Origin of the sequence: Streptomyces sp. NPDC021096 (assembly GCF_040641275.1) — a bacterium.
Lineage (GTDB): Bacteria > Actinomycetota > Actinomycetes > Streptomycetales > Streptomycetaceae > Streptomyces.
The window spans coordinates 25365-50951 of record NZ_JBFADG010000002.1; the positions used below are offsets into that span (position 1 = coordinate 25365).

Here is a 25587-nt window from a genome sequence, read left to right on the forward strand (position 1 = left end):
TCAGGCCGCCGCGACCGGCTCCGCGCCCCGGCGCAGCAGGTTCTTGTCCGGCTTGCCGGCCTCCGTCAGCGGCAGCGCCTCGGCGAAGGTGATGCGCACGGGCTCGTACATCGCGCCCCGCTCCTTGCGCACCAGCGCGCGCAGCGCCTGCTCGTCCACACCGCTGCCGGCCCGGGCCACGACGACCGCGTGGACCTGTTCCATGCGGTCGGCGTCCCGGACGCCGAAGACGGCGCTCTGCTGGATGTCCGGGTGCGAGTTGAGCAGGTCCTCCAGCTCGGAGGTGTAGACGTGGCCGCCCACCACGATGATCATGTCCTTGAGCCGGTCGACGACCGTCAGGAAGCCCTCGTCGTCCAGGTATCCGATGTCGCCGGTGTGCAGCCAGCCGTCGCGCAGCACCTGCGCGGTCAGCTCGGGCTGCTTCCAGTAGCCCTGCATGAGCAGCGCCGAGCGGACGCAGATCTCGCCGTGCTCGCCGGTGGCCACGTCCCGGCCCTCCTCGTCGCGGACGGCCACCTCGACGCCCGGCAGCACCTGGCCCGCCGAGCGCAGGCGGTCCAGCCGCCGCGGGTCGTGCTGATCGGCCGACAGCACGCTGATGCCGCCCACCTCGCTCTGCCCGTAGAACTGCACCAGCACGGGCCCCAGCCGGCGCACCGCGTCGGCGATGCGGGCCGGGGACGCCTGGCAGCCCCCGTACATCAGGCAGCGCAGGCTGGAGGTGTCGGTGCTCGCGGCGCCCGGGTGGTCCAGGAGCCGGTACAGCAGGGGCGGCAGGAGGAAGGTGTCGGTGATGCGCTCGCGCTCGATGGCGGCGAGCACGGCGGCGGGCTCGAAGTCCTCCAGCAGCACCACGGCGCCGCCCGCGCGGAGGGTGACGTCGGCGAACATGCCGGCGATGTGGGCGAGCGTGGTGCACACCAGCTGGCGGCGCTCGTGGGGCTGCGCCTGCGGGTCCGGATCGCCCAGGGTGATGCCGTTGACCTGCTCGAAGGAGGTGCATATCCCCTTCGGGTGGCCGGTGGTGCCGCCGGTGTGGCGGATGCTGCACACGTCGTGCGGGCGCGCCGCGCCCGGCACGGGTTCGGCCGGCTGACCGGCGGCCAGCTCCAGCAGGTCGCTGCCGGTCTTGGCGGGGCCCAGGACGAGGAGGGCGTCCACCGGGGCCTGCGCGGTGACCTCGGCGGCGCGCTCGTACAGGCCCGGGTCGACGATCAGGGCGCGCGTCTCGACGTCGCGGACGATGGCGGCCTGCGCCTCGGCCGACAGCTTGTTGTAGAGGTGGTTGACGCGGCAGCCGATGAGGTTGGCCGCGTAGCGGGCGGCGATGGTCTCCGGCAGATTGCCGCTCAGCAGCGTGACGGTCTGTTCGCGGCCGAGCCCCAGGGAGCTCAGCGCCCGCGCCATCCGGTAGACGAGTGAGCGGAACTCGCCTGCGGTGACGCGCCGTTCGTGGTGGACTAACACCTCGCGCTCCGGGGCGGTCCCCAGGGCGTCGAGGATGTCCTCGACGTAGGTGCGGAAGGTGTGCGGGGCGGCGTGCATGTGCATCCTCCTGGCGGGGCGCGACGGCCCTATGGTTACCTTGGGCAATCATATGTAGAGCGCACCTATTGGATCAACGCACCCACCGGCCACGCCTACGCCTTTGGCCGACAACGGACCTGAGTCCGTCGGCCGCCGCGTCGTACTGCTCGGCTACCACCGGTACCAGCGGCCTCCGCCGGAGCGCATGACGAATCCGAGCAGCCACAGGATCAGCACGATGATCGCGATCCACCACAGCACCTTCAGGGCGAATCCTGCGCCGAAGAGGATGAGCACGAGGAGCAGGACGAGAAGGAGTGGAAGCACGGAGAACACCTCCCTGAATCCACTGCCCGCGCAGGGGCAGCGTGCCTCACCTCCAGTGTCACCTCCCCAAGCGTCCGGCGCCCGCCCCAGGGCCCTCGCGCACGCGGCGGTCATTTCCCGCCACGTGCCGTGAGCGAAGCGGTGCGACGCGATGCGCACCGGTACCGGGTCGTTCAGGAAGCCGAAGTCCGGCCCATGACGGCGGCGAAGGTCACCGGGTCGGTGTCGAATCCACGGACCCCGCCGTGGAACGTCCAGGCGCCGGAGGCGTCCCGGACGAACTCCGCGACGGTCGCGGCCGTCGCACCGGCGACGCCGGAGAAGTCGTCCCGCGCCAGCTCGTCATAGCCCTCGGTGATCCGGACGCCGGTGTTCGCGATGTCGCCGAACGCCAGCCTGCCGCCGCCCTGCTGGACGGCCACGCCGATGACGACGCGGACGTACGCGGGCGCCAGCCGGTCGAGTTCGAGGGTCATGACCTCGTCGTAGCCCAGCCCCTGACCGGTGCGGCTGTCCCTGTTGAGGGTGATCGTCCCGTCGGGGGAGCGGCTGTCGAAGTGCACGAGGTAGGCGGGCGTGCCGTCCGCCGCCCCGGCGACGTAGGTGGCGGCGATGATGTCGAGGTCGTGAGCGGGCGCCCCGGCGGGACTCGGATCCCACTTGAGCGCCACTTCGACCTTTGCGATCCCCTTGTTCAGACTGCTCACCGGGCTCCCCTTCCCTCTGGACACCGGCCACCCATGGTGCCACGGCCATCGCATCGCGGCGGTTGTTCCGGCGGGCGGTTTCGACGCTGACCGAAGGCTGATGACCACGTGCCGCCGGCGCTCCACTATCCGAGGGAGTCCCTGGCCGCGGCCGAGCAGGACTCCTTCCGGGAGGAGAGAGCGTTGCAGATCCGTCTCGTACCGGCCGGGGTCACCGCGGGCATCGCGGTGTACGACCGGCAGACCGGCGCCTTCACCGAGCAGTTCAACAGCCGCGTGCGGTTCCGCTCGGCCTCGGTGGTCAAGCTGCTGATAGCCCTCGACCACCTGTGGCCGCACGAGCCCGCCGAGCCCGTTGCCGCCGACGACCGGGAGCGGCTCGACGTCATGCTGCGCAGCAGCGACGACGACGCGGCCAGCCACTTCTGGACGCACAACGGCGAGAGCTCGATCATCGAGCGGATGACGGCCCGGCTGGGGCTGGCCGACACCGCCCCGCCGCCGTCGCGGTACCCCGGGTACTGGGGCTACACGAGCCTGTCGGCCGCCGACACGGTGCGGATCTACCGCTACGTCCTCGAGGCGGCACCGGCGCCCGTCCGCGACGTCATCATGGACAATCTACGCGCCGCGACCCGCCGCGGCACGGACGGATTCGACCAGGGCTTCGGCATAGCGGCCGTCTTCGAGCACCCCCGGGCCGTCAAACAGGGCTGGTCCGGCTTCCCTTCCCCGGACGGTGCCGGCGCCGGCCGCCCACGGGTGGCCGCGGCCGACGGCGTGGACCTCGCCCGCGAGGCGCTGCACACCACCGGCACCGTCGGCGCGGACGACCGCGCCGTCGTCGCCGTCCTCACCCTCCACCCGCAGGGCACCCCCTACGACAAGGCCCGCGCCGACCTGGACCGCCTCACCCGCCGGCTGCACGTCCCCGGCGCCGTCCGCACCCCCGGCAACCGTCCTCCGGACGCGCCCACTTGCTGACAGGCGGGAGCGGCCGGACGTCCCGGAACCCGGCCGCACCGCGGCAGTCGTGCCCTGCCCCTTGCTCACTGATTACCCCTCGGTAATGATCTACGGAGCAGACCGACGGGGGTGGCGGGTGCGCGAACGGAGACTCATGAAGCACAGCAGGCGCGGCTTTCTCACCTACCTCGTCGCGGCGCCGACGCTGGCGGTGGCCACGCGGATCGGCCTGGACGGAGCCGGACCGGCCGCGCACGCGGCGGCGGACGGCCTGCCCCAGGTCGCCGACCTCGTCGACCTCGGCGACCTGCTGACCCTCGCCGGAGCGCCCACGGCCCACATGCTGGTGCTGCGGGTCGGCGAGGACGGCGTGGTCTCCTTCCGGCTGCCGAGGGAGGAAGTGGGGCAGGGCCTGACGACGGCGGTGGCGATGCTGGTCGCCGAGGAGCTGGACGTACCGCTCGGACAGGTGAAGGTGCAGCTGGAGGACGCCCGGCCCGAGTTGCTGTTCGGACAGTTCACCGGCAGCTCCAACTCGATCCGGTCGCTGTACGACCCGGTCCGCCACACCGCTGCCGCCGCCCGGGCACGGCTGGTGCGGGCGGCGGCGCGGCAGTGGGGCACGGACGCGGGCGGACTGCGGACGCGGGACGGCAGCGTCGTGGCACCGGACGGGCGGACGGCCTCGTACGGGTCGCTGGCGGCGGCCGCCGCGGCGCCCGGGCTCGGTCCGGTGGCCGCCACGCCGAAGCCGGAGTCCGCGCACACCCTCGTGGGCACCCCCACCTCCCGGATCGACGCCCGGGCCATGGTGACGGGGGCGCAGCAGTACACCCTGGACCTGGACGTGCCCGGCGCCAAGCCGTGCATGGTGCGCCGGCCGCCGACGCTGGGCGGCACGGTGCGGACGGTGAACAACAAGGCCGCCGTCCTGCGGATGCCCGGCGTCCTGGACGTCGTCGTGATCCCCACCGGCGTGGCGGTCGTGGCCGAGACCTTCGGCCAGGCCCTCGACGCGAAGAACGCCCTCGACGTGAGCTGGGGCGCCGGGACGATCGACGGCCTCGGCGACGAGGACATCCGGGCCAGGCTCCGGGCGGCGGCCGCCCGTCCCGCGCTCCCGCCGGTGCCGGGCGGCCAGCTGGACGCGGAGTTCGAGTTCGCCTTCGTCAGCCACGCGCCGCTGGAGACCAACTCGGCCGTCGCCGACGTACGGCCCGACCGGGCGACCGTCTGGTCCGCGCTGAAGTCACCGATCGTCGCCCAGCAGACGATCGCCGCGGAGCTCGGCCTTCCCGTGGACAAGGTCACCGTCCATGTGGTGCAGGCGGGCGGCTCGTTCGGCCGAAGGCTGTTCTTCGACGCGGCGCTGGAGGCCGCCCGGGTCTCCCGGGCCTGCGGGCGGCCCGTGCGGCTGATGTGGTCGCGGATCGACGACATGCGGCACGGCAGGATGCGGCCCGCCACCCACCACCGGCTGCGCGCCACCTACGCGCTGGGCCGGGTGATCGGCTTCGAGCACCGGGTGGCCGCCGTCGAGACCGACTTCCGGCACGGCCTCGGCGAGATCATCACCGCGACCGCGACGAAGCTGCCCGGCGGCCTGGTCAACGCGGGCTTCGCACAGGTCCTCTTCCACACCACCGTCAAGACCCCGTACCACTTCGGCCTCACCACGCACACCCTGACCGAGGTCCCGCTGAAGATGCCCACCGCGTCCTGGCGGTCGGTGTACTCCGCCAACACGCGCGGGGCCGAGGAGGTCGTCGTCGACGAGCTGGCCGCCGCCCTGGGCAAGGACCCGGTGGCCTTCCGCCGGGCGTCCCTGAAGAACCCCGCCCAGCGGGCCGTCCTCGACAAGGCGGCGGAGGAGGGGCGGTGGGGCCGGCCGATGCCCGCCGGGTGCGCGCAAGGCATCGGCTTCCACGAGGAGTACAAGTCCCGCACGGCCTGCCTGGTCGAGATCGACGCGAGGGACCCGAAGAAGCCGAGGGTCACCAAGGCCGTGATCGTGGCCGACGTCGGCCGCCCGGTCAACCCCCGCGGGCTCGAGGCGCAGCTGCTCGGCGGGCTGACGGACGCCATCTCCACGACGCTGACGGCAGGACTCCACATCGACCGGGGGCTGCCGCTGGAGGGCAGCTACTCGCAGTTCCACTACGCCCGCCAGAAGGACTCCCCGCCCGAGGTGCGGATCTTCGTCCTGCCCGCCACCGGTGAGCCGGGCGGAGCGGGCGAACTCGGCGTCCCGGCCGCGGTCGGCGCCATCGCCAACGCCTACGCCCGCGCCACCGGGACCCGGCCCCGGCGCTTCCCCGTCACCTTCGACGTCGACTTCACCCCCTACCCCCGCTAGCCCAGGAGCCTCGCCGTGCCGTCCCACACCTTCACCGTCAACGGCAAGCCCGTCACCGTCGACGCCCCCGGCGACCTGCCCCTGCTGTGGGCCCTGCGTGACCTGCTCGGCATCCGCGGCCCCAAGTACGGCTGCGGCGTCGACGTCTGCAAGGCCTGCACCAGCCACCTGGACGGGGAAGCGGTCCGGCCGTGCGTCGTGCCCGTCTCCGAAGCCGCCGGCCGTGAGGTCACCACCATCGAGGGCCTGGCCGACGGCGACCGGCTGCACCCCGTCCAGGAGGCCTGGCTGGAACAGGACGTGGCCCAGTGCGGCTTCTGCCAGCCGGGGCAGATCATGGCCGCCGTGGCCCTGCTCAAGCGCACGAAGAACCCGACGGACGCCGACATCGACGCCATCGCCAACGTCTGCCGGTGCGGTACGTACTTCCGCATCCGCGAGGCGATCCGCAGCGCGGCGGCGAAGATGGCCTGACCCGCCCGGTCCGGCCGACCCGCACCGCCGCCGCGCCGGCGGTGCGGGGTGCGCGGCCGTCTCAGGTCGACTGCGCCTGCTCGTACAGGCTCTTGGCCTCGTCGCCGAAGTACGGGCCGAACATCCTGTTCGGCAGGAAGGTGTAGCCGAAGCTGTTCACCGAGGCCTGCAGCCCGGTGCCGGTGGCCTCGTCGAAGGACGTGAACCAGGGGCCGCCGCTCGAGCCGCCGGTCATGTTGCAGCCCAGGCCGTGGTCCTTGGTGAGGAGGAAGTCCTTGGAGGACGTCCCGCTGCAGTGGATGAGCTTGGTGCCGTCGTAGGGGCTGGCGGCGGGGAACCCGAAGGCGTACATGGCCTTGTTGTAGCCGCCGTTGAACTGCAGGCCCTGCGCGCCCACGACGTCGGTGAGCCTCTTGCCGTCCAGGGGACCGACGACCGCGGCCCCGACGTCGAAGTTCATCTCCTCGCCGGAGGACCACTGGGCGGTCGCCATCGTCTTGGTGGCGGCCCAGGTGCCGTGGGGCTTCTGGCCGTCGTGGTAGCCGGGGACGAACACCCAGTTGGTGTGCCAGTTGCCCTTGTACTTGACGCAGTGCCCGGCGGTGAGCACCGTGCTGCCGTTCTTGCTGGTGACGGCGTCGCCCGAGCAGGAAGCGGTGCGGTTGTCCATGGTGAAGAACACCCGGCCGGAGGTCCGGGTGACGGCGCCGCCGCCGGTCCACGGGCCGCCGGCCTGGGGGAAGGACCTGGCGTCCGCCGAGGGGGCGGTGGGCGCGACCGTGGTCTCCCGCGCGCCGGGCCGGGGGCCGGGAAGGGCGCCGGCGTCGGCGTCGGCGGCCGGGAGATCGAGCGGGGCGGCCGTGCGCATGCGTTCGGGGGTCCAGAAGGCGGCGGCCTTCTGCTGCGCCGCGGCCGATGCCGCCGCGGTGTGCACGGCCGGTGGCGCGGGGGCCGTGGCGGCGCCGGTGGCGGTGGCCTGAACGCCCGTCAGGGCCAGCGTTCCGGCGGTCAGCAGGATGCCGGTGGTCGTACGGCGGGGACGTCTCACGCGTACTCCTTCTGCCGTGGCCGCGCACGGGACCGGAAAGGCCCGCGCGGGCCGTGTGGGGGCCGGGCCGCTCGGTCGGCGGTCCGGGCAGACGAGTGGAGCGGATTGACGGTGCGTGAGGCAGAGTGCCACGGGAAGCGGTGCATTGACAGGGGCGCGTCAAGGGCGGGGTTGCGCCACGGACCCGTATGCGCCAGGAGAGGCGCCGCCGCGGCGCCCCGGCCCAGGGGTGGGGCCAAGGGGCACCGCGGCGGCTTTTCGTCACGCCGCGGGGAGCTTGGCGGCGAGGATGTCCACCGGGCGGATGTCCGGAGCCTGCGTCAGCAGTCGCGGCGCCTGCGCCATGAGCGCGGCGGCGATCTTCCCTTCCAGGTGGGCCCGGCGGTCGTCGTCGCTGCCGAACGCGTCGAAGATGCCGAAGGTCGTCGGCCCCAGGCCCAGCGCGAACCAGACCGTGGTGCCCGCCTCCTCCTCGGCGAGGGCGAGGGCGCCGGTCAGCAGCTCCCGCACCTCCTGGACGTGCTCCGGGCGGGCTTCGATGCGGGCGAGCAGGCCGACGGTGGTCGAGGGCGTGGTGGTCATTCGGGTGATCTCCTTCGTTCGCCGATCGGGTTTCTCCGTCGATCGGGTGTGATCAATCTATGAACCACCTGCAGGAGCCCCCCAGTGGCGGATGCGACAGATCGCTTACCGTTTCCGACATGAAGATCTCTGTGCTGGTCGTGGACGGCACCTTCGACTCCGGGCTGGCCTCGGTGCTCGACGTCCTGCAGACCGCCAACGAGCTGCGCGAGGAGCTGCCGCAGCCCCCGCCGGCGTGGCAGGTGAGCTGCGTCAGCCCGCACGGACCGGTGCGCACGGCCGCCGGGCACGTCGTCGCGGCCGTCGCGCCCGAGGCGGCCCCGGCCCCCGATCTGCTCGTCGTCCCCGGCGTCGGCCACAAGCGGCCCGAACCCCTCCTGCAGTGGGTCACCTCGCCCGAACGCAAGCCCGTGCAGGACGTGGTGCGCCAGGCCCGCGCCGACGGGGTCCCCCTGGCCGCCGCCTGTACCGGAACGTTCCTGCTCGCCGAGACCGGCGTCCTGGACGGGCTGCCGGCCACCACGAGCTGGTGGCTGGCACCCCCGTTCCGGCTGCGCTACCCCCAGGTCGCCCTGGACGAGACGCACATGCTCACCCACGCCCCCGGCGTCACCACCGCCGGAGCCGCCATGGCCCACCTGGACCTGGCCCTGTCCCTGGTGCGGGAGTCCAGCCCCGCCCTCGCCGACCTCACCGCCCGCTACCTGCTCATCGACACCCGCCCCACCCAGGCGAGTTACGCCGTCCCCAGCCACCTCGCCCGCACCGACCCGGCCGTCAGCGCGTTCGAACGCTGGGTCCGCGACCACCTCGACCAGCCCCTGCGCATCGCCGACGCCGCCCGCGCCCAGGGCACGAGCGAACGCACCCTGCAGCGCGCCGTGGACCGCGTCCTCGGCATCTCCCCCCTGCGCTTCGCCCAGCGCATCCGCCTGGAACAGGCGGCACACCTGCTGCGCACCACGGACCTGCCGACGGACGCCGTGGCCCGGAGCGTGGGCTACGAGAACGCCACCACGCTCACCACGCTGCTGCGCGAGCGCCTGGACACCACGCCCGGCCGGCTGCGCCGCCAGGCCCTCGGCCGGACGTGACGCCGGTGGAGAGGAGGACCCTGATCGTCGGGGCGGGCATGGCCGGGCTGTACGCCGCCCGTGAACTGCACCGGGCCGGCCACGAGGTGACCGTGCTGGAGGCCCGGGACCGCCTCGGCGGCCGGCTGTGGACCGAGGAGTGGGAGGGCACCCGCATCGATCTGGGCGCGTCCTGGATCCACGGCGTCAAGGGCAATCCGGTCACCGACCTGGCCGAGGAGGCCGGGGCCGCCACGCTCGTGTACAACGCCGGCACCCTCGACTACGGCAACCGCACCGGCACAGTCGCCTACGCCGCCGACGGCCGCCGCCTGACCCGCTACGAAACGGAGGAGCGCGAAGCCGACCAGGAAGCGGCGGGCGAGCGACTGTTCGAGCGTGCGGGGCGGGCGGGCGCGGACGAATCCGCGGCGACGGCGCTGCGGAGCGTGCTGAACGCCGGCGGTCTGACCGCCGACCGCGCCCGGCGCGCCTTCGCGGCGCACAGCCGCATGGTGGAGGACGACTGGGGTGCCGGCATCGAGGAGATCTCGCTGCAGGGCATGGTCTCCGGTGAGGGCTTCGAGGGCGACGAGGTCGTCTTCCCCGACGGCTACGGCCGGCTGGCCGACCACCTTGCCCGGGGGCTGGACGTGCGGCTCGGCCACAGGGTCACGCACGTCGAGCACGGCGACAGTGGGAAGGTCACCGTCCGCACCGACGGCCAGGGCGCCTTCACCGCCGGCCGCGTCCTGCTCACCCTGCCCCTCGGGGTGCTCAAGGCCGGCGACGTCGCCTTCACACCCGAGCTCCCCGGGGCCAAGCGGGGCGTGGTCGAACGCCTGGGCATGGGCGTGTACGACAAGCTCTACCTGCGGTTCCCGGACGTCTTCTGGGACGACAAGGAGGTCATCCGCCAGGAGGGCACCCCGCACGGCGCCTTCGCCAACTGGTACAACCTCCGTCACCTCGTGGGCGCCCCGGTGCTGGCCGCCCTCAACGGCGGCCCCGTCGCCCGCCGGATGGAGGGGCTGGACGACGCCGCGACCGTCCGCGAGGCCATGGCGGTCCTGCGCGGGATCTACGGCGACCGCGTGCCCGATCCCCTCGCGCACCGGCTGACCCGCTGGGCCGCCGATCCCTGGGCCCGCGGTGCGTATTCCTTCCCCGCAACCGGCTCCCGGCCCGGCGACCACGACGCCCTGGCCGCACCCGTGGGCGACCGCCTGTACTTCGCGGGGGAGGCCACCACCGGCGACTACTGCAGCACCGTCCACGGCGCCCTGCTGTCGGGCCTGCGCGAGGCCCGCCGCATTCTCGGCACGTAGACCCGGGCCGGCCGCGTCAGTCCGTTCTGCCGATCCCGTCGAGTCTGTCGAGCCACGCCAGCTGAATCGACTCCAGGATGCGCAGGTTGCAGCGGGCGGGGTCGTCGCTGAAGGCGCTCAGCGCGGCGGCCCGGTCACGGATCTCCGTGAAGTCGACGGTGAGGGGCTCGGCGGCAGGGTACTGCGCGGCCAGATCGGCCGCGATCTGCTCGATGTCGGTCCATCGCATGGGCCGAGTGTGTCCGAACCGGCCCACGGGGTCCAGAGCCGCCGTTCATCCCACGGCCCCGTCGCCGATACCGGCCGATTCCTTGCGGTGCGCGCGGCGCCCTGACCCCCGTCCAGGGCGCCGCGCACGCTTTCGGGCCCTTCGGGTCCGCTAGTCCCCGGAGCCGATCAGACGGACGGCGTTCAGGGCGGCCGCCAGGGCACGGTCGTCGCCGTCCTCGGAGGCGGCGGCCACGTCCAGGGCGGTGTCCGCGAACTTGATCACGTGCGCGTCGCCGTGGTCCGCGGCCAGTTCGAACACCTCCTCGGCCGTGACCGACGAGGCGTCCGGCGGGGGCAGCGGCGTGTCGGCCGCGTAGATGGAGGTGATGGCCGCGGTCGCCGTCCACGCCACCGCGAGCGAGGGCGACCACAACTCCCGGGGCAGGGCGGGCAGGGTGCGCAGCACCGCGTTGGGGGCCGTGGCGGCGTGCACCAGCATGACGCCGTCCCCGTGGCCGTAGGCGGCGTAGTTGAGGGTGGCGGCCCGGACGAGCTCGCCCAGGCGCTCGCGGGCGGCCTCGGGGTCCTGCGGTACGCCCAGTGAGCCGGTGGTCTCCAGCCAGCCGGGGGTGCCGGACAACTGGGCGTAGCCGCGCAGGGGGGTGACGTCGCGTTCGGCGATGCGGGGGAGTGCGGCCAGGGCATCGGCGGGCTCGGCCCGGCCGGACGGGGTGAGGGAGAACGGCAGGAGGGTGTGGCGGGCGGCCCAGTAGCCCAGGGCGTGGGCCAGTTCCGACAGGCGCGCGGCGTCCTCGCCGTCGGTGGTGAGGGCGCGTACGGCGTGGCCCACGCGGATGGCGGGGTGGGTGGCGGCGCCGGCGATGCCCGGCAGGAGCCGCGGCCACCACTGGGCGAGGACCTCGCGCCAGGGCTGCCGGCTTATCAGCCGGGAGAAGTAGGCGGTCCAGTCGGTGACCCGCGCGGTGTCGCCGAGCGCCTCGTGCCAGTTCGCCTCGGTGATCCGCGTCCGCGGCGGGGGGACCTCCTCGAGCCTGGTCTCGTAGGTGTCGAGCCAGCGGTGGACGGCGCCCGCCCGGCCCCGGTGGATCAGTGCCTCGACGGCCATCGGGCCGTGGTTGCTGAGGTATTCCCTGAATTCGGGGCCGCGGCCGTGCAGCCGGTGCAGAGCTTCGTCGAGTGTTCCGCTCGTCGTGTCCATGCCCCGAGGCTAGATCGCCGTCCTGCCGGGGCGTAACGGTCCTGGGCCCTACTCCGGAGGTCGTACGGCGGGGTGGGCGGTGCCCCTGAGGGGCTCACACATGTGGGTGTATTACCGGTACCGGCGAATGTGACCCGGTTGAGCGGGAATAGCCAGTATGCGGGGCTGGTCCGCTGTGCCGTTCCGGCCGGTTCCGGCATGAGACAGGGAGCGATGGCATGACCACATCTTCCGCGAACCCCTCACCGGCCGAGGACTCCTGCCCCGCAGGGCCGGACGGCGACCGTGTGCACGAGTGGGCGGTGGACCACCTGCCCGCCCTGAACTTCGACCCGCTCCTGCACCGCCTGCTGCGCGAGGAGCCGGTCGCCCGGATCCGCCTGCGCTACGGCGAGGGCGAGGCCTGGCTGGTGACGCGGTACGAGGACGTCAAGACGGTCGCCTCGGAGCCCTCCCTCAGCCGTGCCCTGACCGTCGACCGCCCCGTCACCAGCATGACCCCGCACGTGGTGGCGCCGGCCGGCGGCATCGGGCGCACCGACCCGCCCGACCACACGCGGCTGCGGCGGCTGGTGGCGCAGACCTTCGGGCGCAAGCGGGTGGCGGCCCTGCGCGCACGGGCCCAGGAGCTCGCGGAGGAGATGACCGAACGGATGGCGCGGCAGGGTCCGCCCGCCGACCTGACCGAGTGTCTGACCAGCCCGCTGCCCGCCCAGTTGATCGGCGATCTGCTGGGCGTGCCCGCCGACGACGTCGGCGTGCTGCAGGGCTGGCGGGGCGTCATCCTCTCCAGCAACCACTCGCAGGAGGAGTCCGACGCGGTCAAGCGTGAGATCGCCGGCTACTTCCGCGAGCTGGCCCGGCACCGGGCCGATCACCCCGGCGACGACCTGTTCAGCGCCCTGGTCGCGGCCCACGGCGAGGGGGAGCTCAGCCTCCCCGAACTGATCTCGCTGGCCGTCATGCTCGTCCTCAACGGCATGGACGCGGTGCGCAACCAGGTCTCCAACATGGTCTACGCGCTGCTGACCCACCCCGACCAGCTGGCCCGGCTGCGCGCCGAGCCGGCGCTGCTGCCGCAGGCCGTGGAGGAGCTGCTGCGCTACATCCCGCACCGCAACGGCGTCGGCCTGCCCCGCGTCGCCACCCAGGACCTGGACATCGCCGGGAAGACGATCCGCAGCGGCGAGGTGGTCTACGTCTCCTACCTGGCCGCCAACCGGGACTCCTCCGTCTTCAAGGACCCCGACCGGCTCGACCTCGGCCGGGACGAGGCGCCCAACCTGTCCTTCGGCCACGGCGCGCACTACTGCGTGGGCGCGCTGCTGACCAGGATGGAGGCGGAGGTGATGCTCTCCACCCTGCTGGAGCGCTTCCCGGGCCTGCGGCTGGCGGTCGGTGAGGAGGAGATGCGCTGGCGGCGCGGCTCCATCAACCGGGGTCCGGAGTCGCTTCCCGTGGCGTGGTGACGGGCGGGGCCTGCTGCCACTGCGCCAGGGCCACCAGCTCCTCGGCGGTGACGCCCTCGGGGACCGGCACCGGCGGCGGTGTGCGCAGGGGCGGCTGCCAGCCCGCCTCCCGGTCCCAGGTGCGCACGATCCTGGCGGGCGCGCCGGCGACCACGGCGTGGTCGGGGACCTCGCCCCGTACGACCGCTCCCGCCGCGACCACCACGTTGCGGCCCAGCCGGGCGCCGGGCAGGATCACCGCTCCCGTGCCGATCCAGCTCCCGGGGCCGATCTCCACCGGCTCGCTGCGGGGCCACTGCTTGCCTATGGGCACGTCGGGGTCGTCGTAGCTGTGGTTCGTGGTCGTCACGTAGACGCCCGGGCCGAAGAAGCAGTCGTCGCCGATCGTCAGCGGCGCGTCCGCGATCACATGGCTGCCCCGGCCGAGGACGACGCCGTTGCCGAGCCGCAGGAGCGGATCCGGCCCGAGGTCGAGGTCGGGCATCATCCCGGCGGTGAGCGTCACGTCCCGGGCGATGATGCAGTGCTCGCCCAGCTCGATCCACGGCTCGCCGAAGACCGTGCCCTGGGGGAAGGCGAGGCGGGTGCCGGCGCCGAGGCGGCGGAAGCGGTACGGGCCGGGGCGCCCGGCGGTCACCGCACCGGCCTCCCGCACCCAGTGCGCCCCGCGGTGCACGGCCCGTGAGACGGCACGCCGCCGCCAGGCCGTGAGGGATGAGAACAGGTTCTGCTGCGTCGGCACCCCCTCACGGTACTCAGCGCACCCCCGGCCGCCCCTCGCCCGGGCTGTGATCTTCGACCCACTGGACCGGGACGGCGGGACGGGACGGGACGCGAGCGCGCGGCCCGGGCGCGACCGGTGCATGGGCGGGCCTGCGGATGGCGAGAATCCCGCGCACCGTCCTCGGCACCCGCCCGCCTCCCGCAGCGCCCCTGGCTGCGGAAACGGCGCGGCGGGGCGCCGGGGCCGGCCGCGCTCGTCAACCTGAGGAGACACCGTCATGCCGCGCACCTCATCCTTCCGGGTAAGTCCTGCCCTCACCGGCGGGGCGGTGGCCACCGCGCTCGCCGCGACGGCGCTGCTCGCGCCCGCGGGGGAGGCCGCGCCCGCCGCGGCCGCGGACTATCTGCAGTTCACCAAGGACACGCCCGCCCACTCCCGGCTGACCGTCTTCCGCGACCACCGGCCGGTCGCCGAATACCGCGCCGGCTCGGGGACCAGCGAGCAGGAGTGCGAGCGCGGGCGGGGCTGGCTCCCCGACGGGACGTACACGCTCGGCCGCCACCACACCGCGTACAACGGCAACCTCGTCAAGGGCTACGCCATCGAGCTCGGCGACAAGCGCTGCCACGACGGCACCTTGCGCACCGAGCTGTTCATCCACAGCGAGATGACCCGGGACGGCGGCAGCGGCGGACCTGAGAACCAGCGCTGGGACGGGGAGAGCGACTACACCTCCCACGGCTGCGTCAAGCTGCGCCCGCAGGACATCAAGGAGCTCTACCGCAGTCTCGACCGGGACGGCTGGCCGGCCACCCTGAAGGTCGTGCACGGCTGAGAGCCGGTCCCGTCGGCCCGTCCGGTCCCTCCGGTCCGGTGAAAGACCGGACGGGACCGCGTCGGGCCCGCACCGCCGCCGACCGGCGCGTATACGGTGGCCCCTGCTGCCCTCGACACCGTGCGTGCTGGAGGAGTCACCATGACCGTGGACTTCGACCTCGGCCCGGCGGCCGGCCGGATGGCGGGCCTGCTGGAAGCGGTCCCCGCCGACCGGCTCACCGCGCCCACGCCGTGCGAGGACTACCGCCTCGGCGACCTGATCGAGCACATCGGCGGCCTCGCCCTCGCCTTCACCGCCGCGGCCGCCAAGAGCGGGCTGCCCCCGGGCGGCCCCGAGGGCCCCTCCGGCGACGCCTCCCGCCTGGACGAGGACTGGCGCACCCTCTTCCCCGCCCGGCTCGCCGCCCTCGCCGACGCCTGGCGCGACCCGGCCGCCTGGGAGGGCCTCACGCGGGCCGGCGGCGTCGAGCTGCCCGGGGACGTGGCCGCCAGGGTGGCCCTGAACGAGCTGGTCGTCCACGGCTGGGACGTCGCCCGGGCCAGCGGACAGCCCTACGACTGCGGCGAGCGGGAACTGCTGGCGTGCCTGGAGTTCGTCTCGCAGTTCGCCCCCGGGCCGGGGCGGGAGCCCGCTCCCGAGGGTCTCTTCGCCGCTGCCGTCGACGTCCCCGCCGACGCCCCGCTCATCGACCGGGTCGTCGGCCTCACGGGCCGCGACCCCTCATGGCGTGGAAACCACCCGTCGCGACCGTAAATCCTGGCCGTCGGCCACGCCCCCCTCCTACGATTGCCGCAACCGGGGGAGAGGCGGGGGCCATGGCACGCGGAACTGCCGAGCTGGGGCGGGGAATCGAGAACGCCGTCGGGTGGACCATCAGGAACCTCGACGGGGTCGTCGCCCTGGGCGCGGCCCTGATCATCGGCCTCCTGGACGTCTTCGACCAGCAAATCGACGACAACGTCACCTCGGGGGCCACCCTCCTGGTCCTGGCCGCCCTCGTCTTCGGCACGCTGACCGAACGGCGGCGCCGCGTCGTCGACATCCGCACCGCCATGACCGGGACGCGGCACGCCCTCGAAGACCTCACCATGGTCCGCTCCCTGTCCGGCGCCGAGCTCGAACAGGCCCTGGACAGAGCGCGGCAGAACACCGACCGCTGGGTGTTCAAGGGCGGCACCGGCACCTACCTGCGGGCGGTGACCCTGCCCTTCTGCGTCCAGGAGGCGCAGCGCCAGCGCCGCTCGCTCACCATGAAGATAGACATCGTCAACCCGGCCGACGAACAGGCGTGCGCGGCCTACGCGCGCTTCCGCCAGACCTTCGCCCACCGGCTGCATGTCACCCCTCCCGAGGCCTGGAGCGCCGAGCGGACCCGCAAGGAGTCGTTCGCCACGGTGCTGGCCGCCTGCTGGTACCAGCAAAGGCTGGACACCCTGGAGATCGACGTCTATCTGTCGTCGGTGGTGCCCACCCTCCGCTTCGACCTGTCCAACTCGTGCCTGATCATCACCCAGGACGACCCCCAGCGCGTCAACCTGCTGGTGGAACGGGACCGGCCGCTGTACGACTACTACGTCACCGAGCTCCACCAGAGCCGGGAACAGGCCCATTCCCTCGAACTGAGCCGCACCGAACCGCTGAGCGAGGAGCCGACGGTCGACGAGGTCCTCCGGCTCTTCGAAGGACTCGCCCTGCCGCTCCCTGCGGCCTTCACCGACCGGGACGTCGGCGACATCATCGACAAGGCCCTGCACGCGGAGAATCCCTACCGGAGGTGAACCCCCGAGTGCGCAGCCCCGTGGACTACGGACTGATCGAACGAGCCATGGCCGAAGCCGAGGCCGGGGGCGGCGCGGTCACCGCGCTGTTCGAAGCGGCCGCCTCGGCCCTCGAGGAGATCGCCTCCGGGCGGCGCCGGCTGCGCGCCGTCCGCCACCCGCTGGGCTTCCTGTGCCTTCCCGTGCAGCGCGAGGAGGACCGCGGCGTCTGCGTGCACGTCTTCGACGCCGAGGCGCCGGGCCGGGCGGCGGGTCTGACCACCTCGCGGGTGCACGCGCACAGCTGGGATCTGGCCAGCTGTGTGCTGTACGGGCGGGTGGGCAATCTACGGGTCCGGGTGCGCGACCGGCCGCACGAGCCCACCCACCGCGTGTACGAAGTGCGCAGCGACGCCTCGGCCGTGGACGTGCTCCTGCCGACGCCGCGCCTGGTGCGGTGCGAGCCGGGACCGGAGGAGACCAGCGTCGGCGGCGAGATCTACACCCTGCCCGCGGGCGACTTCCACGCCACCGTCGTGCCGCCCGGCACGGCCGCCGCCACCCTGCTGCTGGGGCGTACCCTGCCCGGGCGCTGCGACCTGAGCCTGGGACCGGTGCATGGCGCCCCGCACCGGGTGGTACGACAGACTTGCGATGCGGCGCAGACCGCACGGACGGCTCGTACTGTCCTCAGGAGGATCGATGGACGCCCTTCCCCGTGACGGCGCACCGCAGGATCCGGTCCCTTCGGGGCGGTACGCGGCCGAGAGCGCGGTGGCGGTCGGCGCCGCCCGCGCCGCGGGCGCGCTGGTGCGCTCGCGCTTCCACGACGACTACGGCGTGCGGGCCAAGGGCGGGCGCGGCGACGTCGTCACCGATCTCGACCTGCTGGCCGAGCGTCTGATCGTGGAGCGCGTGCGGGAGCACTTCCCGCACGACCGGATCCTCGCCGAGGAGGCGGGCGCGGTCCCCGGCCCGCGGGCGGGCGCGCCGCACCGCACCTGGCTGGTGGACCCGCTCGACGGCAGCAACAACGTCGTCATCGGGCTGCCGGCCTACGTCGTCGGGATCGCCCTGTGCGTCGACGGGCGGCCCGTGGTCGGTGTCGTGCACGACCCGGTGACCGACCGGACCTGGACCGCGACGGCGGGCGGCGGCGCGTACGGGCCGGGCGGCCGGCTGAGCGGCCCGTCCCGGGCGCCGTCCGCCGCCGGGCCGCTGCTCGCCTGGACCCAGGGGCACACGGTCGCCCGCCGGGACGCCGTGCTGCGTGAGTTGAAGGCGACGCTGGACGTACGGTGCCGGCGGCTGCTGCAGCTGTGGGCGCCCCTGCTGGCGTGGGCCATGCTGGCCCGCGGCGACATCGACGGCTTCGTCGGCTACCGCGCCGAGGGCATCGACCTGCCCGCGGGCGTGCTGCTGGCGGCCGAGGCGGGCCTGGAGGTCCGGTCCCTGGACGGCGGCCCCTTCCTCGGCAGCGTCGACGGTCCCGAGGCCGACCGCAGCTTCGTCGCCGGCCGCCCGCAGGACATCCCCTACCTCCTCGACCTGGTGGCGCACCGGGCCGGGCGCGGGCCGAGGAGCGCGCTCAACGGACACCCCTGACCGTGCCCTCCGCGGCCCTCAGCCGGTGGCGGCGAGCGCCGCGACGGACGCGAGCAGGGCCCCGGCCGCCAGCACCGCGCCCGTGCCCATGAACCGCTTCAGCGACACCCGCACCCCTTGGGCGTGACAGCGCTCGAACCACAGGAGCGTGGCCAGGGACGCCCAGGGCGTCACCACCGGGCCCACGTTGGTGCCGATGAGCAGGGCCAGCAGCTGCCGGTGATTGTCCTCCGGCACCGCCGACTCCCCGGCCAGATAGACCGGCAGGTTGTTGAGCACGTTCGACAGGCCCCCGCCGACCCCCGCGGCCCGGAACATCCCCAGCAGCCCGCCGTCCGGGCCCACCGCCGAGGACAGCAGCTCGTGCAGGCCGTTGACGTTCACCGTCTCCACCACCAGGAACAGCCCCGGCACCAGCACCAGTAGCCGCCAGGGGACCAGGGACAGCCGCAGCACCGACCTGCGGCGCACCGCGAAGGCCGCGACGACCAGGACCATGGCCGCCGCCGACGCCGTCCACAGGGGAACGGCGTCGACCAGGATGGCCAGCAGGAAGCCCGCGCAGGCGACGGCGCACACCCGGAACAGCACCCGGTCCGCGGGACGGTGGAGCGACGGCGGAACGTAATCGTCCGCGCCCCGTTCGCGGCGGCGCCAGTAGAACAGCCACAGACAGCCCATCGTCACGGCGACGGCGGCCAGCTGGGCCGCCCACATCTTCCCCGCCAGGCCCAGGGGGGAGAGCGCGACGCGGTCCGCCGCCAGCAGGTTCGTCAGGTTCGACACCGGCAGCAGCAGACTCGCCGTATTGGCCAGCCACACCGTCGTCATCGCCAGCGGCACCGCGGCGATCCCCACCCGCGACGCCAGCGCCAGCATCACCGGCGTCAGCAGCACCGCCGTCGTATCGAGGTTGAGCGTGATCGTCGTGGCCGAGGCGAACACCACGCACAACACGAACAGTCGCGGGTAACTCCCGCCCCCGGCGCGGGCCACCCCCGACGCCACCACGTCGAACACCTCGGCGCGGCTGGTGAGTTCCGCCAGCACGATCACCGTGCCCAGGAACGCCAGCAGCGGTGCGATCCGCACCATCGCGTCCCCGGCCGGAGCGGTGGGCAGCAGCCCCGTGGCGAGGAACAACAGACCGCAGGCCAGCACCCCCGCGGCCAGCCAGTCCAGAACATGCAGACGTCGTAAGGCGCGCACGGGCAAGAGCATCGCACACCATTCGCACGAATACAGTGACTGCGCGTGAGGCGGTTCCTAGGATGGGGACCATGGTCGCTCGCCAGGAACTCGACGCACAGCACCGGCCGTTGGACTTCTTCATCAGCTACTCACCGGCCGACGAGCGATGGGCGTCGTGGATCGCCTGGACGCTGGAGGAAGCCGGCTACCGCACCGTCATCCAGGCCTGGGACTTCGTCCCCGGCACGAACTTCGTCGACTTCATGGACCGCGGAGTCAGCGAATCCGCCGCCGTCATCGCCGTCCTCTCCCGCAACTACGAACGCTCCCGCTACGGACGGATGGAGTGGCAGGCCGCACTGCGCGCCGACCCCGACGCCCCCGAACGCCGGCTGATCACCGTCCGCGTCGAGGACATCCCGGTCGAAGGACTGCTCGCCACGATCACCTACGTCGACCTCGTCGGCATCCAGGACACCGTCGCCGCCCGCGACCTGCTCCTGACCCGCGTCGGCCACGCGCTCGACGGCAGGGCCCGCCCCACCCGGGGCCCGGGATTCCCCGGCTTCCCCCACTCCGCCGGCCACCCCGGCGACCCCGTGCGCAGCGTCCCGCACCCGCCCGGCCGGCAGCCCGGCAGCCCCGGCTGGGCCGGACGCCGCCGCCCCGCCGCACCGCCCGACTACCCCCAGGCCACCGAGGGCCACCACACCAGGGAAGCCGTCAGCGTCCTCCACCTGGCCGGGCCCAGCTTCGGCAGGGGCGCCGACCCCGCCGAACTCCAGGCCGCCATCTGGGGCGACCTCGTCGAACTCACCGACGCCGGCGCACCCGCACCCGACCTCCTCGTCGTCACCGGAGACCTCACCGCCTCCGGCAGCCCGCGCGAGTGCGACCAGGCGCTGACCTTCCTGACCGGGCTGCGCTCCCGCCTCGGCCTCGCCGCCGACCGCCTCGCCGTCGTACCCGGCGGCCAGGACGTCAGCCAGGCCGCCTGCCGCGCCTACTTCAACAACTGCGAAGCCGACGAGATGCAGCCCCGGCCGCCCTACTGGCCCAAGTGGCGCCACTACGCCCGCCTGTTCCAGGAGCTCTACCAAGGACTGGACGTCGTCTTCGACGGCGACCAGCCCTGGAGCCTGTTCCCCGTCCCCGCCCTGCGCACGGTCGTCGCCGGCCTCAACTCCTCGATGGCCTACAGCCACCGCCCCGACGACCAGTACGGCATGGTCGGACCCGAACAGGCCGCCTGGTTCGCCCAGGCACTGCGCTCCTACGAACGGGAGGGCTGGCTGCGCCTGGGCGCCCTGCGCCACCCCCTCGACACCCGCCGCCCGCTCGACGGCGAACCCGGCCCCGACCAGGCACCCGCCCCCGCCGAGCGGACCAGACGCCCCGCCGGCCCCGGCCGCACCCTCGGCTACGACCCGGCCCGCGGCACCGGCGCAGCCCCGGGCGCCGGACGCCGCACCGGCACCGCCCCCTTACGCGACACCGACGTCCTGGCCCGGCTCACCGCACCCCGGCTCAACCTGCTGCTGCACGGCCCCACCGCCGAACCACGGGCCGCAGCGGACCGGCCCACCGCCTTCGCACTGCCGCTGGCCACCCGGGAACTGCCCGTCCTCGGCGCCGCGGCCCCCGGCCTGCACCAGCTGCTCCACCTCACCCGCGACGGGCTCACCCGCTGGCCGCAGAGCCCCGAGGGCACACCGCGCCGGTACGCCCTCGCCTGGCCCGGCACCCACCGCGCCTTCGGCCCGCCCCAGCCGCCCTCGCCCGCCCCGGGCACCGAGGACCCCGCCACCGCGCCCGGCGCCCCCGACCCCCTCGACGCGTCCGGCCGCACCGGCACGCCCGCGACCGACCCCGCCGGCCCCGGCGCGGAGGCCCGCGCCGTCCAGGGCCCCCTCGACGCCCTCATCGCCCGCGTCGCCGAGGTCTGCCGCATCCGCCACGACGGCGTCCACCTGCGCCGCATCCCCGGCGACCCGCCCGGCCTGCTCGTCACCTGGACCGAGGCCGGCTTCGTACGCCAGCAACGCGTCGGCGTGTGCTCCGGCACCCCCGGCGCGGAGGACATCGACCGCTTCATCGACCGCGTCCACGCCTCCGACACCGAACCCGACGCCGAACTCGTCCACGACGGCCCGCCGCCCGCCCGCGCCCTGCGCGAGCACGCCCGCCGCCGGGGCGTCCTCGTGCGCAGCTTCACCGAATTCCAGGGCCTGCTCGACCTGCGCGGCTACGTCGCCGCCCAGACCGAACGCCTGAGCACCGACCCCCAGTACCAGCCCGGCCTCTACCTCCCCCAGCGCTACCGCGAGCTGGAGCGCCCCGGAGGCGTGGAGCGCGACGGCCTCGTCGACGACGTCCTGCGCCTCCTCGACGCCGACCACGGCCGCTTCCTGCTGCTCCTGGGCGACTTCGGGCACGGCAAGACCTTCGCGCTGCGCGAGCTGGCCCGCCGCCTGCCCGCGGAACTTCCCCACCTCGTGCCCCTGCTGATCCAGCTCAGCTCCCTCGACAAGGCCCACACCCTCGACGGACTCGTCGCCGCCCACCTCGCCGGCCACGGCGTCGACACCATCGACCTGCGCGCCTTCCGCTACATGCTCCGGCAGGGCCGGATCGTCCTGCTCTTCGACGGATTCGACGAACTGGTCAACCAGGTCAGCTACGACCGCGCCGCCGACCACCTGCAGGTGCTGCTCGACGCCGCCGTCGACAGCGCCAAGATCGTCGTCAGCAGCCGCACCCAGCACTTCCGCTCCCAGGCCCAGGTGCTGACCGCCCTCGGCGAACGCGTCGGGCTGCTCCCGCAGCGCCGGGTCCTCGCCGTCCAGGAGTTCACGCCGCAGCAGATCCGCTCGTACCTGGTCAACCGCTACGGCGACGAACACGCCGCGGACCGCCGGGTCCGCCTGCTGGAAGGCATCCCGGACCTGCTCGCCCTGTGCCGCAACCCCCGCCTGCTCAGCTTCGTCGCCGACCTCGACCACGACCGGCTGCGCGCCGTCGCCGGCGCCGGCCGCGCCCTGAGCCCCGCCGGACTGTACGAGGAGGTCTTCTCCTCCTGGCTGCGGTTCGAGGAGCGGCGCGGCCAGGGCGGCCCCGGCAGCACCCCCGGACTGAGCCTGGACCAGCTGTGGCGGGCCGTCACCATCCTCGCCCTGCGCCTGTGGGAGAGCGGCGAGAGCGCCCTGCGGCTCGACGAGCTCAACGACGTCGCCGACGCGCTGAACGAGCTGGTGGACACCCGGCTCTCCGTGCCGCAGACCGCGCACGCGGTCGGCTCCGGCAGCCTGCTGGTGCGCACCGACGACGGCCTCTTCCGCTTCATCCACGGATCCGTGGCCGAATGGCTGGTGGCACGCGAGGCCGGGGCCCGCCTCGACCGCGGCGACCAGGGCGAGGCCGACCTGCTGGCCCGCCGCCCCCTGAGCCAGCTGGCCGTCGAGTTCCTGTGCGACCTCGCCGACCACCGCACCTGCCAGCAGTGGGCGGAGCGGGTCCTGGCGGGCGAGAGCGCGGACACGGGCGGCGCGCGCGACGGCGGCGAGACCGCCCGCGCCAACGCGGTGAAGATCCTCAGCCGGCTCAGGGTGCCCGCCCACACGGACCTGCGCGGCGCCGTCCTGGCCGGCGAGGACCTCTCCTACCGCGACTTCTCCGGCGTCGACCTGACCCGCGCCGACCTCACCGACGCCGGCCTCGTCGGAGCCGACTTCTCCGGCGCCGTCCTGCGCGACGCCCGCCTGGCCGGCGCCCGCCTGGACAACGCCGACCTCAGCGGCGCCGACCTGCGGGGCGCCGACCTGCGCCGGGCCCGCCTGATCCGCACCGACCTGCGCGGCGCCCAGGTCACCGGCAGCAGCTGGCACCGCTCGGCCCTCATCAACGCGGTGGCCGACCCGGCCACCCTGGACACCCCCGAGCTGCGCGCCGCGGCCGTCGCCCCCGGCCTGTCCGCCGAACCCGGCTTCCGCCCCTCCGCGGTCGGCGTCCCCTACGGCTTCGACATGCGCACGAGCCGGCTGCCGGAACCGGTCTCCTACAGCCCCGCCGGCGAACTCCTCGCGCTCGGCAGCGAGGACGGCGGCGTCCTGGTCTGCGACGCCGCCACCGGCACGGCCCTGCGCACCCTGCAGGGCCACATGGGCCGCGTCTACGCCGTGAAGTTCCGCGGCGGGGTCCTCGCCACGGGCGGGGCCGACGGCACCGTACGGCTGTGGGACCCCGTCTCCGGAGCCTGCCGCCACCGGCTGGAGGTCCACCCCGACGGCGTGTGGCCGGTCTCCCTCGACGCCTCCGGCACCCGCCTGGCCACCGGCGACGCCGACGGCACCGTCACCCTGTGGGACGTCGCCGACGGCACGGTCGCCCACCGCCTGCCCGGCCACCGGGCGCCCGTCTACACCGCGGTGTTCAGCCCCGACGGCACGCTCCTGGCCACCGGCGACGCCGTCGCCGCCGTACGGCTGTGGGACACCCGTACGGGCCGGCTCCTCGGTGAGCTCGAGGGCCACCGGGGAGCGGTCTACCGCGCCCGCTTCAGCCCGGACGGGACTTTGCTCGCCACCGGCGACATGGGCGAGGACGACCGGGGCACCGTCCGGATCTGGGACGTCGCCGGGCGGCGGCTGCGCCACACGTGCACCGGCCACCCGGGCCGCGTCTACACCCTGGACTTCCACCCCGGCGGCGCCCTGCTCGCCAGCGGCGACACCGAGGGCCGCGTCCTGCTGTGGGACCCGCTCACCGGAGAGCCGGCCGCCGCGCCCCTGACCGGCGGCGGAGCCGTGTACCAAGTGGTGTTCGACCCCGAGGGCGGCATGCTGGCGGCGGGCGGCAGCGACGGGTCGGTGCGGCTCTGGCGGATCTCCCCGCCCCCGCCGCCGGCCTCCGCCCCCGCCGCCGTGAGCTGGTCGGCCGTCCCCCTGCGCCAGCAGCCCGCGGACCACCAGGGGTCCGTCTGGGCCTGCCGGTTCCGGCCCCGCGGCGGCATCGGCGCCCCCGAGTCCGGCCCGCTGCTGGTGTCGGCGGGCAACGACGGGTCGGTGCGGCTGTGGGACACCACCACCGGCCGCGGCAGGCGCATCCTGCGCGGTCACGGACGCAAGGTCGTCAGCCTCGCCTTCAGCGCGGACGGCGCGCAGCTGGCGGCGTGCGGCAACGACGGCGCCGTCCGGCTGTGGGAGCCCGCCACCGGCCGCCGCGTACGCGAGCTCACCGGTCACAACGACCGCCTGGTCTCCGCCGTGTTCGCCCCCGGCGGGCCCCTGCTGGCCACATCGAGCAGCGACGGCGACGTCTATGTGTGGAACGCCGCCAGCGGCGAGTACCAGCGGGAGATCGACGCCGAGACCGACCACGTGTGGGCCGAGGCCTTCAGCGCCGACGGGCAGATCCTCGCCACCGCCAACGACGACGACACCGTACGCCTGTGGTACCGCAGCACCGGGGCGCACGTCACCACCCTCGCCAAGCACCGCGGCCGGGTGCGGTCCCTGTCGTTCACGGCGGACGGCGGCGGCCTGGCCACCGGCTGCGACGACAAGTGTGTACGCCTGTGGAACCTCGTCGACAGCCGTCTGGTCGCCGAACTCGAAGGCCATGCCGACCGGGTGTACGCCGTCGTCCACGGCCCCGGCGACGCCTGGCTGGCCAGCGCCTCCTGGGACGGCCAGGCCATCGTCTGGCAGGACGGCGGGCCCCGGCACCGCCTGCGCGGCCACACGGGCCGGCTGTGGGCCGCCGCGGCCCACCCCGTCCGTCCCCTGCTGGCCACCGCGGGCGACGACCGGACCATCGGCCTGTGGGACCCGCTGAGCGGCGGCCGGACGGGCCTGCTGACCGGCCACACCGGCCGGATCCTCGCCCTCGCCTTCAGCCCGGACGGCTCCCTGCTCGCCAGCGGCGGCGAGGACGGCACCGTCCGCCTGTGGACGGTGCCGCCCGAGGGCCCGCCGACCGAGCGCGCCACCCTGATCGGCGTCCCCGGCGGCTGGGCGGCCCTGACGCCCTCGGGCGGCTACAAATTCGACGGCGACATCGCGGGCGAGTTCTGGCACGTCGTGGGCATGTGCCGGTTCGAGCCCGGCGAACTCGACGACCACGTACCGGGTGTGAGGAGGCTGGCGCTGGACGACACCCTCTGAGAGCCGAGCGCTCATCCGTGCG

The 25587-nt window shown here is 74.0% G+C and carries 21 protein-coding genes; 12 read left to right on the forward strand and 9 right to left on the reverse strand.

Features of this window, described 5'->3' with window-relative positions:
• The 3 genes from AB0G59_RS03740 to AB0G59_RS03750 form a co-directional block, all read right to left on the reverse strand.
• Positions 1 to 1548, reverse strand: a complete 1548-nt coding sequence (locus AB0G59_RS03740) for an AMP-binding protein (protein WP_360907656.1) — start codon at positions 1546 to 1548, stop codon at positions 1 to 3.
• Positions 1549 to 1701: 153 nt separating this feature from the next.
• Positions 1702 to 1857, reverse strand: a complete 156-nt coding sequence (locus tag AB0G59_RS03745) for a hydrophobic protein (protein WP_360907658.1) — start codon at positions 1855 to 1857, stop codon at positions 1702 to 1704.
• Positions 1858 to 2030: 173 nt separating this feature from the next.
• Positions 2031 to 2618 carry a TerD family protein gene (locus AB0G59_RS03750; protein WP_360907660.1) on the reverse strand — a complete coding sequence of 196 codons (588 nt, stop codon included), beginning with the start codon at positions 2616 to 2618 and terminating at the stop codon, positions 2031 to 2033.
• Between the two features lie 54 nt (positions 2619 to 2672).
• On the opposite strand from AB0G59_RS03750, the gene AB0G59_RS03755 reads away from it, so the two are divergent.
• From AB0G59_RS03755 to AB0G59_RS03765, 3 genes are all read left to right on the forward strand, one after another.
• Positions 2673 to 3548 carry a hypothetical protein gene (locus tag AB0G59_RS03755; protein ID WP_360907662.1) on the forward strand — a complete coding sequence of 292 codons (876 nt, stop codon included), beginning with the start codon at positions 2673 to 2675 and terminating at the stop codon, positions 3546 to 3548.
• A gap of 136 nt (positions 3549 to 3684) precedes the next feature.
• Positions 3685 to 5886: a molybdopterin cofactor-binding domain-containing protein gene (locus AB0G59_RS03760; RefSeq protein ID WP_360907664.1), complete on the forward strand. Its 2202-nt coding sequence runs from the start codon at positions 3685 to 3687 to the stop codon at positions 5884 to 5886.
• Between the two features lie 15 nt (positions 5887 to 5901).
• Positions 5902 to 6360, forward strand: coding sequence for a (2Fe-2S)-binding protein (locus AB0G59_RS03765; RefSeq protein ID WP_071966324.1), 459 nt, complete (start codon positions 5902 to 5904; stop codon positions 6358 to 6360).
• Between the two features lie 61 nt (positions 6361 to 6421).
• On the opposite strand, the gene AB0G59_RS03770 is transcribed toward AB0G59_RS03765, so the two are convergent.
• Both AB0G59_RS03770 and AB0G59_RS03775 read right to left on the reverse strand, forming a co-directional pair.
• Entirely contained in the window at positions 6422 to 7408 is a 987-nt protein-coding gene (locus AB0G59_RS03770) for a peptidase (RefSeq protein WP_360907667.1), read from the reverse strand.
• Positions 7409 to 7669: 261 nt separating this feature from the next.
• A complete protein-coding gene (locus AB0G59_RS03775) occupies positions 7670 to 7990 on the reverse strand; it encodes an antibiotic biosynthesis monooxygenase (RefSeq protein WP_360907669.1) in 321 nt (106 codons plus the stop codon).
• Positions 7991 to 8109: 119 nt separating this feature from the next.
• On the opposite strand from AB0G59_RS03775, the gene AB0G59_RS03780 reads away from it, so the two are divergent.
• Positions 8110 to 9084, forward strand: coding sequence for a helix-turn-helix domain-containing protein (locus AB0G59_RS03780; RefSeq protein WP_360907671.1), 975 nt, complete (start codon positions 8110 to 8112; stop codon positions 9082 to 9084).
• 5 nt (positions 9085 to 9089) lie between these two features.
• Positions 9090 to 10391 carry an NAD(P)/FAD-dependent oxidoreductase gene (locus AB0G59_RS03785; RefSeq protein ID WP_360907673.1) on the forward strand — a complete coding sequence of 434 codons (1302 nt, stop codon included), beginning with the start codon at positions 9090 to 9092 and terminating at the stop codon, positions 10389 to 10391.
• Positions 10392 to 10407: 16 nt separating this feature from the next.
• On the opposite strand, the gene iscX is transcribed toward AB0G59_RS03785, so the two are convergent.
• Together iscX and AB0G59_RS03795 are read right to left on the reverse strand one after the other, a co-directional pair.
• Positions 10408 to 10620, reverse strand: coding sequence for a Fe-S cluster assembly protein IscX (iscX, locus tag AB0G59_RS03790; RefSeq protein ID WP_360907675.1), 213 nt, complete (start codon positions 10618 to 10620; stop codon positions 10408 to 10410).
• 150 nt (positions 10621 to 10770) lie between these two features.
• Positions 10771 to 11820 (reverse strand): questin oxidase family protein, encoded by a 1050-nt coding sequence (locus tag AB0G59_RS03795; protein WP_360907677.1) that lies wholly within the window; start codon positions 11818 to 11820, stop codon positions 10771 to 10773.
• A gap of 218 nt (positions 11821 to 12038) precedes the next feature.
• Between AB0G59_RS03795 and AB0G59_RS03800 the strand changes: the two genes are divergently transcribed.
• Complete coding sequence (locus AB0G59_RS03800; RefSeq protein ID WP_360907680.1) at positions 12039 to 13289, forward strand: cytochrome P450; 1251 nt, start codon at positions 12039 to 12041, stop codon at positions 13287 to 13289.
• On the opposite strand, the gene AB0G59_RS03805 is transcribed toward AB0G59_RS03800, so the two are convergent.
• Positions 13252 to 14031, reverse strand: a complete 780-nt coding sequence (locus AB0G59_RS03805; RefSeq protein ID WP_071966333.1) for an acyltransferase — start codon at positions 14029 to 14031, stop codon at positions 13252 to 13254. The two genes, AB0G59_RS03800 and AB0G59_RS03805, sit on opposite strands and share 38 nt — an antisense overlap.
• A 259-nt stretch (positions 14032 to 14290) precedes the next feature.
• On the opposite strand from AB0G59_RS03805, the gene AB0G59_RS03810 reads away from it, so the two are divergent.
• The 5 genes from AB0G59_RS03810 (at position 14291) to AB0G59_RS03830 (ending at position 18213) form a co-directional block, all read left to right on the forward strand.
• A complete protein-coding gene (locus tag AB0G59_RS03810) occupies positions 14291 to 14848 on the forward strand; it encodes a L,D-transpeptidase (protein WP_360907682.1) in 558 nt (185 codons plus the stop codon).
• Between the two features lie 141 nt (positions 14849 to 14989).
• The gene (locus AB0G59_RS03815; RefSeq protein WP_360907684.1) at positions 14990 to 15604 is read left to right on the forward strand and encodes a TIGR03086 family metal-binding protein; all 615 of its coding nucleotides are present in this window, start codon (positions 14990 to 14992) and stop codon (positions 15602 to 15604) included.
• Positions 15605 to 15666: 62 nt separating this feature from the next.
• Positions 15667 to 16629: a hypothetical protein gene (locus AB0G59_RS03820; RefSeq protein ID WP_360907686.1), complete on the forward strand. Its 963-nt coding sequence runs from the start codon at positions 15667 to 15669 to the stop codon at positions 16627 to 16629.
• Between the two features lie 8 nt (positions 16630 to 16637).
• On the forward strand, positions 16638 to 17330 hold the full coding sequence (locus AB0G59_RS03825) for a hypothetical protein (RefSeq protein ID WP_360907689.1): 693 nt from the start codon (positions 16638 to 16640) through the stop codon (positions 17328 to 17330).
• Entirely contained in the window at positions 17311 to 18213 is a 903-nt protein-coding gene (locus tag AB0G59_RS03830) for an inositol monophosphatase (RefSeq protein WP_360907691.1), read from the forward strand. Before AB0G59_RS03825 ends, AB0G59_RS03830 begins: the two co-directional genes overlap by 20 nt.
• 18 nt (positions 18214 to 18231) lie before the next feature.
• On the opposite strand, the gene AB0G59_RS03835 is transcribed toward AB0G59_RS03830, so the two are convergent.
• Positions 18232 to 19422 (reverse strand): SLC13 family permease, encoded by a 1191-nt coding sequence (locus AB0G59_RS03835; protein WP_360907693.1) that lies wholly within the window; start codon positions 19420 to 19422, stop codon positions 18232 to 18234.
• 71 nt (positions 19423 to 19493) lie between these two features.
• Here AB0G59_RS03835 and AB0G59_RS03840 point away from each other — a divergent pair, with 71 nt between their 5' ends.
• Complete coding sequence (locus AB0G59_RS03840; RefSeq protein WP_360907695.1) at positions 19494 to 25565, forward strand: TIR domain-containing protein; 6072 nt, start codon at positions 19494 to 19496, stop codon at positions 25563 to 25565.
• Positions 25566 to 25587: the final 22 nt, after the last annotated feature.